The sequence below is a fragment of the Micromonospora sp. CA-249363 genome (assembly GCF_050950185.1).
GTDB lineage: Bacteria > Actinomycetota > Actinomycetes > Mycobacteriales > Micromonosporaceae > Micromonospora.
The window spans coordinates 2,004,376-2,015,833 of sequence record NZ_CP192020.1; the positions used below are offsets into that span (position 1 = coordinate 2,004,376).

The window sequence follows — 11,458 nt, forward strand, 5'->3', positions numbered from 1 at the left end:
GGGCAGGTCAGGCCAGGGAGCGAAGCCGCGAACCGGAGGCGTCGACGATCCGTTTCGCGCCATGCACGCTGACCCCGGTCAGCCGAATGTCCCCCAACGACTCGGGAATGTGCGGGTCGACGCCGAGGACGCCGTCGTTGACGTCGAGCCCCAGCATCGTCCGCAGGAAGAGCAGGGGCGCCCCGCTGGCCCACGCCTGGGGGTTGCAGGCGGTGGGGTAGGGCACGGGTCGTCGTCCGAGCGAACGGTCGTACCCGGAGAACGCCTCGGGCAGGCGGTAGTCGAAGTGGGCCGCCGCCTCGAACATCGCCATCGCGATGCGGTTGGCCTCGTCCCGGTGGCCGTACCGGGCGAGCCCGGCGGCGATGATCGAGTTGTCGTGCGGCCACACGGTGCCGAGGTGGTAGCCGATGGGGTTGTACCCCACATCAGCGGTCGACAGCGTCCGTACGCCCCAGCCGGAGAACATCTCGTCGGACATCAGGTGCCGCGCCACCGCAGCGGCCCGTTCGGGCGGCACGATCCCGCTCCACAGCAGGTGGCCCATGTTCGAGGTCATCGAGTCGATGGGACGTTTCTCCGCGTCGAGGCCGATCGCGTAGTAGCCGCCGCGTTCCGGCAACCAGTAGTCACGGTTGAACCGCTCGCGCAGGTCGGCGGCCTCGTTCCGCAGCCGCCGCGCCAACGGGGCGTCGGCCCACGGCCCGTCGGCGAGCTCCGCGGCGCGTAGCTTCGCGTCGTAGGTGTAGCCCTGGATCTCGCAGGTGGCGACCGGGAGGTCGGGGAGCCTGCTGTCGGCGAACTGGACGCCGTCCGGTGAGTCGCGCCAGCACTGGTTGCGCATGCCGTTCGGAGAGCGCGTGCCGTACTCGACGTACCCGTCGCCGTCGCGGTCCCCGAACTCGTCGATCCAGCGCAGCGCCGCGTCGGCGTTGGGCCGCAACTGCCGCACCAGCGCGTCGTCTCCGGTCCACCGCCAGTACTCGGAGAGCAGGATCAGCCACAGCTGGGTGGTGTCGGCCGCGCCGAAACAGGGGCCGTAGGGCTCGATGCCGAGCTTCGTCAGCTCGCCCGACCGGAACTCGTGCAGGATCTTCCCGGGGTCCTGGTCGCTGAAGTCGTCGACGACGGTGCCCTGGTGCGCGGCGAGAGTCACCAGCGCTCCGCGCGCGACTCCCGGACCGCAGGTGATGCTCTGGTAAGCCGTGATCAACGTGTCCCGACCGAACACGGTCAGGAACCAGGGCATGCCGGCAGCCAGCAGGACGATCTTCTGGCCGTTGATCTCCTTGGTGATGCGCATCGACACCAGATCGAGGGCTGACTTGTGATAGACGTTGCGCAGCAGTTCCGATTCCGCGCTGAGGTCTGGTTTGTCCGCCGTCCAGCGCGTTGCCGGGTCGTCGACGTCGACGACGTGCGGTTCGCCGAAGGCACGGTTGGTCGGCGTGAACGTTTCGCCCTGGCAGTTCAGCAGCACGCGCAGCTCGCAACTCCAGGTGCCGCCTCGTTCGAGGCGTACGTCCCAGGTCAGCGAGTCGCCCTCGACCCGGTCGGCGGGAGGATCGGCCTCGACCGTGGTGCTCACCGACCAGCGCGAGCTCTGGTAGGAGAAGCGCAGGGCCGAACCGTCCGACCGATGGCTCCGCCGGATGTCGGCCAGCCTGCTGCGTCCCGCCCTCTTGATCTCGAAGAGGTCGGCGAAGTCCGCGCCGACCTCCAGCCGCAGCCGTACGGAGACCGGTTCGGCGCCGAAGTACTGCAACACGATCCGCTCGGACAGACCGTCACCGATGAACCGTTCCCGTCGTACGCCGATGCCGTTCGCCCGCAGGTCCGGCAGCTCCGGGTTGGCGAGGAAGAACGCGGCGGAGTAGGCGTCGACCGTGCCGGCGCTGAGCACCAGCGGAGCGTGTCCGTCGATGGTCAGCTCCCACCGGCTGACATAGCGCGTGTCGTCGTGCACGAGTCCGGCGATGGAATCGTTGGGAACGTCACCGACAGAATTGGACAACATGAAGGCCCGGCCCTCGAATATGCCGATGGAATCCGAGCCGAGTTCCGGGGGCATGTCGCGGTTGGCTCCGCCGTGAGGGCGATCCTGCTGTTTCGTCGGCTGAGCATTCATGGCACCCACACCTCCGTCGGCAGGGGCGGCCCCGCCGTGCACGCTTCGCAGTCTAGGACTGGAAAGGACGGCCCCGCTGCCATATCGCATCGGATTCCCGCCCTCGTCGAAAAGGCGACGAACGGGACCGGAGCGCATTCCCCGTCGTATTCCCGCAGTGACATATCTGTTGTCGGACGCCGTACTCCGGCGTTTTCGTCCGGTTCCGCCCTCGGCGAGGAGTCCCGCTCGCGGCCCGCACGTAGACTGGGAGCGCGGGTGGCAGCCAATGGCGTCGCCGGGTCCGGCGAAACGGGAGATTGAATTGTCGAGTTCGGCCGATGCCCGCCACGGCGAAGACAGGCCCCGGCCGACCGACGGCACACTGCGTCTCGAGATCCTGGGTCCCCTGCGACTGTGGCGGAACGGCGTCGAGCTGGACGTCGGCCCCCGACAGCAGGGCCGCCTTCTGGCCCTGCTCCTCGCGCGGGCCGGACGGCCGGTCAGCGCGGGCGACCTCATCGAGCTCGTCTGGGGCGAGGACGCCCCGGCCAGCGCCTCGAACGTCATCCACAAGTACGTCGGCGCGCTGCGACGGCTGATGGAACCCTCGCTTCCGCTGCGCGCGCCCGGCTCGTACCTGCTGCGGCACGGTGGCGGCTACCTCTTCGCGCCGGCGCCCGGCTCGCTGGACCTGTTCCGCTTCCGTGAGCTCGTCGGGGCCGCCCGGGCGAAGCTCACGGCCGGCGACCGGCACGTGGCGCTGGACCGCTACGCCCAGGCCCTGGGGCTGTGGCGCGGGCCCGCCGGTGACACGTACGCCCACGGCACCACCACGATGTCGATCTTCGCGGCGCTCGATCAGGAATTCCTCGACGTGTGCGTGCCGGCGGCCGCACTCGCCCTGTCCCTGGACCGCCCGACGCGGGTGCTGCGGCCCCTGCGGCTGGCCGCCTCGATGGCGCCGTTTCACGAGCCGGTGCAGGCGAGCCTCATCGCCACGCTCGGGGCGGGTGGCCACCAGGCCGAGGCGCTGGAGCTGTTCCGGACCGTTCGCATCCGCCTCGCCGAGGAGTTGGGCATCGATCCGGGCGAGGCGCTCCAGGCCGCGCACCGGCGCGTCCTGGTGGGGACGACGACCTCGGTGCAGAACGTCCCGACCGGCCCAGAGGCACGGCGGGGCGCCCGGTCGTGGCCGGTGCCGCTGGTGCGTCCGGCGCAGCTTCCACCCGACCTGCCCGCCTTCGTCGGACGTGCCGCCGAACTCGCGACGCTCACCGGTCTGCGCGACGGCGCGGCCGAGGCGCGCGGGACTGGTCCCCTGGTCGTCGCTTTCGACGGGATGGGCGGGGTCGGGAAGTCCACTCTGGCCGCCCACTTCGCCCACCTGGTCGCCGGGGATTTCGCCGACGGCCAGCTGTATCTCGACCTGCGCGCGGAGCAGCCCGAGACCGACAGCCTGTCCGCCCGGGACGCGCTCGGATCCCTGCTGTCGTCGCAGGGCTTCCACATGTCGAGTGTCCCGGAGGCGCTCGCCGCGCGGGTCGGCCTCTACCGGAGCCTCACGGCCGGTCGGAAGATGCTCGTGCTCCTCGACAACGCGCTCGACGCCGCTCAGGTGCGTCCGCTGCTGCCCAACTCCCCGGCGTGCCTGGTCCTGGTGACCAGCCGCAGTCCGCTCGTCGATCTCGCCGCCCGCGACGGGGCCCACCTGCTGCACCTCGACCCCCCGGACATGCCGACCGCCCGTCGGCTGGTGCAGCGCCGGCTGGCCGACGCGCCGAACCGTTCCCTGGCGGGTGGCGCTCCGCCGTCCGACACACTCGACGAGATCATCGAGATGTGCGGCCGCCTGCCCCTTGCGTTGGCGATCCTGGCCGGCCGGCTGAGCGCCCGTCCGCGACTCGCCCTGGAGGACGTCGCCGCGGAACTCCGCGACGGCGCGCGGCGACTCACCGCCTTCTCCGGCGGCCACGGCGTATGCGATCCGCGGGCCGCCTTCGCCTGGTCGTACCGGCAGCTCAGCCCGGACGCCGCACGGCTCTTCCGGCTGTCCTCCGCCGCCATGGCGGCCGGCATCTCGGCGGAGGCGCTCGCCAGTATGTCGCTGGCTCCGCCGAACCAGACGCGGCAACTGGTGCGGGAGATCACCGACGCCGCCATGCTCGACGAGGACGGCAGGGGACAGCTCACCTCGCATGTCCTCGTCAGGGCGTACGCGCAGGAGCTGTTCCTGGCCGAGGAGTCGGTCCGCGACCGGGAAGCGGCGGTCGGCCGGCTCCTGCACCACTACCTGCACAGCAGCCACCAGGCGGCGCTGCGGCTCGTGCCGACGAGCCCGGCGGCCGCGCCCGGCCCGGCCCCGGCCGGCGTCGTCGCCGAGCGACCCGATTCGTACGACGCCGCGATGCGGTGGTTCGAGGATCACCGGGAGATCCTGTTCGAGGCGGTGCGTCGCGCGGCGGAGGGCGACTTCGGTGTCCCGCCCTGGCGGCTGGCCCTCACGATCTGGCCGTGGTTGCAGCTCACCGGGCGTTTCCACGACTGGCAGGACGTGATGCAGGTGGCTCTGCGGGCCGCCGGTGACAGCGGCGATGAGGTGGGTGCGGCCCACGCCATGTGGAGTCTGGCCGATTCCTGCTACCACTTCGCCACCTACGACGAGGCGCTCGACCTGCTCACCCGCGCCCGGGAGATCTTCAGCGAGCGCGGCATGGTCGCGGAGCTGGGCGGGGTCCACAGTGCCCTGGAACGGATCCACAGTCAGCTCGGCGGGCACGATCGGGCGCTCGCGGAGAACGAGCGAGCACTGTCCCTCTACCGGGCCGCCGGCTTCGAGCAGGGCGAGATCTGGGCGTCCGTGGCCCGGGGCCGCTCACTGGTCCGACTCGGTGCTCCGGGCGAGGCCATGGCGTGTCTCGACGAGGCGCTGACGCAGAGCGAGAAGTTCGGACCGGGGACGGACGAGCCTGCGATCCGCATCCTGATCGCCGAGTGTCTGGCCTTGTTGGGGCGTCAGAGCCACGCTCGGGACCAGCTTGAGCAGGGGCTCCGAGCGGCCGTCGAGGCGCGCAGCCGGATCGGCGTCTTCGAAGCGTCCGCCCAGCTCTGCGCGACACTCCTCGACCTCGACGACGTGCCCGGCGCCTGTCAGGCCTGGCGGGCGGCCTGTGACGCCATGCACGCCATGCAGAACGGCGGGACCCGGCGCATGCGGGACACGGTCTGCGACCTGGGGGACAGGCTGCTCGAGGTCACTCCTCTCGCTTCGCGATCCGAGGACACACAGCGGTGACACGGGTTCGCGCCGGTGGGCGCGCCGCGCTGCGACCGGCCGCCTGACCAGCGCGCCAACCGGGTGTGACCGGCCATGTTGGTCGGTCGCGGGGCATTCGGTCGGTTGAGCATGTTATCGATAACATGCTATGTTCCGGCCAGGGGAGCGAAGGGCACGCTCCCAGTCACCGCAGTCAGCCGGCGTAGGTATGCCGAGGGTTCGCCCTCCCGCCGCCTCACCGGTCGGTGACCAGTCCGGGCCGCTCCGCCACTGCCAGGCGACCGCGCGGTCGTCGGACGCTCCCCGGTCCGGCCGCATTCCCCGCATCCCATGCCCCGTCGCGGAAAACCCCGGCAGCGACGGTACGGCCCGTACACCACCCGTGTACGCCGCACCGGCCGCACAAGCACGCCGGCCCGCAACGGAAGGACGTCCTGTCACGGCACCTCGTCGGTCGGCCCTCGTCCCGCCCGCGCGGGCGAGCACCCCCCACTGGCACGAACCGGCTCGAGGTGCATGTCGTACGCACGATCAACGGCAAGGAGTCGAGCAATGGTCAGACGGAGACAACTACTCACGGTCGTCGCGGCTGCGGCGGCTCTCGTCGTGGCGACCGGCGGCGCGTTGAGCGCCGGGTTCCGCGGCGAGGCGGTGGCCGCCACGAACGGCACCCTGGCGGCGACCGCGGGCTGCGGTAAGGCGCCCACCCTCACCAGCGGGACACGCACGATCACCAGCAGCGGCCAGAGCCGCACCTACATCCTCCAGATCCCGAGCGGGTACGACCGGAACCGTCAGTACCGGCTGGTCTTCGGCTTCCACTGGCTGAACGGGTCGGCCAACAACGTCGCCTCGGCCGGCTACTACGGGCTCGCGCCGCTGTCGAACAACAGCACCATCTTCGTCGCGCCGCAGGGCATCAACGCCGGTTGGGCCAACACCAACGGTCGGGACCTGACCCTGTTCGACGACATCTCCCGCCAGGTCGAGAACGACCTCTGCGTCGACACGACGCAGCGCTTCGCCCTGGGCTGGAGCTACGGCGGGGCCATGAGTTACGCGGTGGCCTGTGCCCGACCGAACGTCATCCGCGCGGTCGCGGTGCTGTCCGGCGCGAATCTCAGCGGCTGTAGCGGTGGCACCCAACCGGTCCCGTACTTCGGCATCCACGGCATCTACGACAGCGTGCTGAACATCTCCCAGGGTCGGGCGATACGCGACACGTTCGTCAGGAACAACGGCTGTACGGCGCAGAGCCCGCGCGAGCCCAGCCGGGGCAGCCTGACCCACATCACCACCACCTACTCCGGCTGCCGCGCCGGGTACCCGGTGCAGTGGGCCGCGTTCGACGGCGACCACACCCCGAGCCCGGTCGACGGGTCGGGCAGCCCCAACGACTCGCGGACCTGGACCTCGGGTGAGATCTGGCGGTTCTTCAGCCAGTTCCAGTCCACCACTCCGCCCACCACGCCGCCGCCGACGACGCCCCCGCCGACGACGCCCCCGCCCACCACGCCCCCGCCGACGACGCCTCCGCCGACCACCCCGCCGCCGACCGGTGAGCCGGGCACCTGCGCAGCCACCTACCGGGCGGTCAACAGTTGGCCGGGCGGCTTCCAGGGCGAGGTCACCGTCACCAACGGGACGGCTGGCACGATCAACGGCTGGACGGTGGGTCTGACCCTGGCCAGCGGCCAGGCCATCAGCAGCCTCTGGAGCGGCACCAATTCGGGTACCACCGGCAACGTCACCGTTCGAAATGCCGCCTACAACGGCACGCTCGCGCCGAACGCCTCGACGACCTTCGGCTTCACCGCCACCGGAGACGGCGCCACGCCGCCCAGCAACGTCACCTGCACCAGCCCCTGAGCACGGATGCCCGGGCCCGGAGGCGTCGACTCCGGGTCCGGGTGTCGGGGCCGGTGCGGCCTCGCCCCGGCCGGCGGTCCGTCGACGGATCGTCGCGGGCGGGTCCGCGGCATCGCGGGGGTGCTTTATGCGCGAATGTCGATGTTAGCGTCAGTCATTCCACCGTGCCGACCGCGCCGGGCCGGCCCGCGGCACAAAAGCGTGGCCAGGCAGCAGCCGTGCGACCGGCGTCAATGGTTCGGCCCACCGCGACGGCCCTGCTTTACGCGGATGTTACGTCTTGACGAACAGCATGTTATCGCTCACAGTCGATGGTCAAGGACGACGTCGGATGCGATGTTCCGCCGGCCGACTTCGTCGACCGTGAATCCGACAGGTGTCCGCAGCACGCCGGGATCGTGTTAACGCGAACATCCCGCCGTGCGCGTCCGGTCGCGTGTCGTGGTGCGCCCCGCTTCGGGTAGCCGCTCGGCTCCCTGTGATTGAGGAGGAACATGTCCGCCATTGGTACGTCCCCGGCGATAGCGCCGCCCTCGCGTCGACGAGGGTGGTTCCTACGAGCGGCAGCCGCCAGTGTGGCGGCGGTGGTGGTCGCTGGCGCCGCCGCGATGGCGGTGTCGTCGCCCGCGGCCGCGGCGACCGTCGACACGAGCGCGTGGTACGTCCTGGTGAACCGCAACAGTGGCAAGGCGTTGGACGTCTACAACCTGGCCACGAACGACGGCGCGCGGATCACCCAGTGGACGCGTAACAACGGTAACCAGCAGCAGTGGCAGTTCGTGGACTCCGGCAGCGGCTACTACCGGCTCAAGTCGCGGTTGTCGGGCAAGGTGCTGGATGTGTACAACCGGTCGACCGCGAACGGTGCGGCGATCGTGCAGTGGTCGGACAACAACGGGACCAACCAGCAGTTCCGCCTCGCCGACTCGGACAGTGGCTATGTGCGGTTGATCAACCGCAACAGCAACCGGGTCATGGAGGTGCAGGGCGCCTCGACCGCCGACGGTGGCAACATCGTGCAGTACGACGACTGGAACGGCGCCAACCAGCAGTGGCAGCTCGTCCGCGTCGACGGCGGGGGCAACCCGACGACGCCGCCACCCACCACGCCGCCCCCGGGTGGCACCTGTGACCTGCCGTCGTCGTACCGGTGGTCGTCCACCGGCGCGCTGGCGCAGCCGAAGTCGGGCTGGGTGTCACTCAAGGACTTCACCGTCGCCCCCTACAACGGCCAGCAACTGGTCTACGCCACGACCCACGACTTCGGTTCGTCGTGGGGCTCGATGAACTTCGGCCTGTTCACCAACTGGTCCCAGATGGCCTCGGCCAGCCAGAACACCATGAACAGCGGCACCGTCGCACCCACCCTGTTCTACTTCGCGCCCAAGAACATCTGGGTCCTGGCCTACCAGTGGGGCGGCCCCGCCTTCTCCTACCGCACCTCCACCAACCCCACCAACCCCAACGGCTGGTCCGCCGCCCAAACCCTGTTCACCGGCAGCATCACCGGCTCCGGCACCGGCCCCATCGACCAGACCCTCATCGCCGACGACCAGAACATGTACCTCTTCTTCGCCGGCGACAACGGCAAGATCTACCGCGCCAGCATGCCCATCGGGAACTTCCCCGCCAGCTTCGGCTCCAGCTACACCACCATCATGAGCGACACCACCAACAACCTCTTCGAAGCACCCCAGGTGTACAAACTCCGCGGCCAGAACCGCTACCTCATGATCGTCGAAGCCATCGGCAGCCAGGGCCGCTACTTCCGCTCCTTCACCGCCACCAGCCTCAACGGCACCTGGACCCCCCAGGCCGCCACCGAGAGCAACCCCTTCGCCGGCAAAGCCAACAGCGGCGCCACCTGGACCAACGACATCAGCCACGGCGAGTTGATCCGCACCAGCGCCGACCAGACCTTCACCGTCGACCCCTGCAACCTCCAACTGCTCTACCAAGGCCGATCCCCCTCCTCCAACGGCGTCGACTACGGCCTCCTGCCCTACCGACCCGGCCTGCTCACCCTGCAACGCTGACCTGACGCACGACCACGGGGCGGGCCCGGCACCACGCCGAGCCCGCCCCACGTCACGTCCACAGGCCGCCGCCTCTGCCAGGCTGGGTCATGCCCTTGAGCGCACACCACCTCAGAACATCCGTCGCCGTGTCCGACATCGCGCGGGCGGTCGCCTTCTACGAAGGCAAGCTGGGCCTGCCGGCGCTGCGGTCCGCGCCCAGCGCCCACATCCCCGACGGCAGTCGCATCTACGCCTCCGGCGGCGGACCGGCCCTGAACGTGTACCAGTCGGTCACCGCCGGGACGACCGAGGCGACGCTGGCGACGTGGTACGTCGACGACCTCGACGAGATCGTCGACGAACTCACCGCCGCCGGCGTCGACCTCGTGCGGTACGAGCAGTTCGAGCACGACCCTAAGGGGATCACCGCGCGGGCCGGCGGAGGGCGGATCGCCTGGTTCCAGGACCCGGACGGCAACACGTTCGCCATCGAGGCCGACGTCTGACCGGCCGCCGTTCCCGTGGCGCTGACGCTCACAGGTTCCGCTCCACTTCGGTCAAGCGCTCGCTGAGGAAAGCCCGTTCGACGTCGTTGTCGGTGAGGGTCAACGCCTCCTCGTAGGCCGTCCGCGCCTGTCGCCACCGCCCCAACTGGCGCAGGAAGTCGGCCCGGGCGGCACTGAGGTATCCGTACGTGGCGAGGGCCGGATCGTCGAGCAGAGGGTTCAGCGCGTCGAGGCCGGCTGCGGGGCCGTCGCGCAATCCGATCGCGACGGCCCGGTTGAGATCGACCACGGGGGAGGGCCAGATCCGGAACAGGGTGTCGTAGAGCGCGACGATCTGGGCCCAGTCGGTGTCCATCCAGCTCGGCGCCTCGGCGTGCAGGGCGGCTATCGCCGCCTCCAGCGCGTACCGTGTCGGGGGCCGACGACGCAGCGCGTCGGCGACCAGAGCCTGGCCCTCGGCGATGAGCTGCCGGTCCCAGCGCGAGCGGTCCTGCTCGGACAGCAGCACCAGACGCCCGTCGGCGGATCTGCGGGTGTCCTGGCGCGCGACGTTGAGCAGCAACAACGCGAGCAGTGCGCTGATCTCGGCGTTGGTCGGCATCAGTAGGTGCAGCATGCGGGCCAGCCCGATCGCGCTGTCCACCAGATCCTGGCGGACCAGGTGGGCGCCGAGCGGCGCCGTGTGGCCGGTGGTGAAGATCAGGTGGACGACCTCCAGGACGGCGCTCACCCGCTCCTCGAGCTGGTCCGGGTCCGGCACCCGGTACGGGATGCGGGCCGCCGCGATCTTCTTCTTGGCCCTGGTGATGCGGGCTGCCATGGTGGCCGGCTGCACCAGGAACGCGCGGGCCACCTCCGGCGTGGACAGCCCGCACACCAGGCGCAGCGTCAGGGCGACCTGGGCTTCCCGGGCCAGAGCCGGGTGCGAGCAGGTGAAGATGAGACGCAGCCGGTCGTCGACGAGGCCGTCCTCCGGCCCTGGCGTGGTCTCGTCGGCCACGAGCAGGGGCATCTTGCGACGGAACACCGACTCGCGGCGCATGATGTCGCGGGCCCGGTTGCGCGCAGTGGTGGTCAACCAGGCGCCCGGTCGATCCGGGATGCCGGCCTGCGTCCAGGTCTCCAGGGCCTGCGCGAACGCGTCCTGTGTGCACTCCTCGGCCAGGTCGAGGTCGCGGGTCAGGTGGGCCGTGGTGCTGAACACCTGGGCCCAGTCGCGGCGGTGCGCCTGGGCGACCGCCGCGACAACCTCGTCCTTCGTACGTGGGTCGGTCACGTCAACCGTGGTCGACCACCGGGCGGATCTCCACGCCGCTGTGCGACGCGCGCACCTCGGGGAGCAGTTTCGCCAACGACAGCACCTCGTCCAGGTCGGTCGCCTCGACGAGGTAGTAGCCGCCGAGCGCCTCCTTGGTCTCCAGGAACGGGCCATCGGTCGTGGTGATCTGGCCCGTCGAGTCCGTTCGCAGCGAGGTGGCCGTGGGCGCCAGCTCCAACTGCTGCCCGTCGAGGATCTGCTTCCCGGCCCTCTCGGCGAACGCCTCGTGCGCGGCGTCGTGCGCCTTCCACTGCTCGTCGGTCATCGCGTCCCACTGCTGGGCGTCGCCGTAGATCAGAATCATGTACTTAACCATGGCTCGAATCCTGTCCGTGTGCCGGCCCCCTCGGTGGTAGGCCCCTA

The 11,458-nt window shown here is 70.3% G+C and carries 7 protein-coding genes; 4 read left to right on the forward strand and 3 right to left on the reverse strand.

From position 1 onward, the window contains the following. Positions 1-7: 7 nt before the first annotated feature. On the reverse strand, positions 8-2,218 hold the full coding sequence (locus tag ACQPZK_RS09310) for an amylo-alpha-1,6-glucosidase (RefSeq protein ID WP_433537894.1): 2,211 nt from the start codon (positions 2,216-2,218) through the stop codon (positions 8-10). Positions 2,219-2,432: 214 nt separating this feature from the next. Between ACQPZK_RS09310 and ACQPZK_RS09315 the strand changes: the two genes are divergently transcribed. The 4 genes from ACQPZK_RS09315 to ACQPZK_RS09330 all read left to right on the forward strand — a co-directional run bounded on the left by ACQPZK_RS09315 (position 2,433) and on the right by ACQPZK_RS09330 (position 9,777). Next, complete coding sequence (locus ACQPZK_RS09315; protein WP_433537895.1) at positions 2,433-5,402, forward strand: BTAD domain-containing putative transcriptional regulator; 2,970 nt, start codon at positions 2,433-2,435, stop codon at positions 5,400-5,402. A 534-nt stretch (positions 5,403-5,936) separates the two neighbouring features. Further along, complete coding sequence (locus tag ACQPZK_RS09320; protein ID WP_433537896.1) at positions 5,937-7,253, forward strand: cellulose binding domain-containing protein; 1,317 nt, start codon at positions 5,937-5,939, stop codon at positions 7,251-7,253. A gap of 494 nt (positions 7,254-7,747) precedes the next feature. Then, positions 7,748-9,289, forward strand: a complete 1,542-nt coding sequence (locus ACQPZK_RS09325) for a non-reducing end alpha-L-arabinofuranosidase family hydrolase (RefSeq protein ID WP_433537897.1) — start codon at positions 7,748-7,750, stop codon at positions 9,287-9,289. A gap of 128 nt (positions 9,290-9,417) precedes the next feature. After that, entirely contained in the window at positions 9,418-9,777 is a 360-nt protein-coding gene (locus tag ACQPZK_RS09330) for a VOC family protein (protein WP_433537898.1), read from the forward strand. A gap of 28 nt (positions 9,778-9,805) precedes the next feature. On the opposite strand, the gene ACQPZK_RS09335 is transcribed toward ACQPZK_RS09330, so the two are convergent. Beyond that, positions 9,806-10,981 (reverse strand): RNA polymerase sigma factor, encoded by a 1,176-nt coding sequence (locus ACQPZK_RS09335; protein WP_433539157.1) that lies wholly within the window; start codon positions 10,979-10,981, stop codon positions 9,806-9,808. Positions 10,982-11,054: 73 nt separating this feature from the next. Further along, positions 11,055-11,411 carry a YciI family protein gene (locus tag ACQPZK_RS09340; RefSeq protein ID WP_433537899.1) on the reverse strand — a complete coding sequence of 119 codons (357 nt, stop codon included), beginning with the start codon at positions 11,409-11,411 and terminating at the stop codon, positions 11,055-11,057. Between the last annotated feature and the right edge of the window lie 47 nt (positions 11,412-11,458).

Bases quoted from the DNA above. Each gene is read 5' to 3' on its own strand.
- ACQPZK_RS09310 (WP_433537894.1), bottom strand. From the start codon at position 2,218: ATGCGATATGGCAGCGGGGCCGTCCTTTCCAGTCCTAGACTGCGAAGC.
- ACQPZK_RS09340 (WP_433537899.1), bottom strand. From the start codon at position 11,411: ATGGTTAAGTACATGATTCTGATCTACGGCGACGCCCAGCAGTGGGAC.
- ACQPZK_RS09320 (WP_433537896.1), top strand. From the start codon at position 5,937: ATGGTCAGACGGAGACAACTACTCACGGTCGTCGCGGCTGCGGCGGCT.
- ACQPZK_RS09325 (WP_433537897.1), top strand. From the start codon at position 7,748: ATGTCCGCCATTGGTACGTCCCCGGCGATAGCGCCGCCCTCGCGTCGA.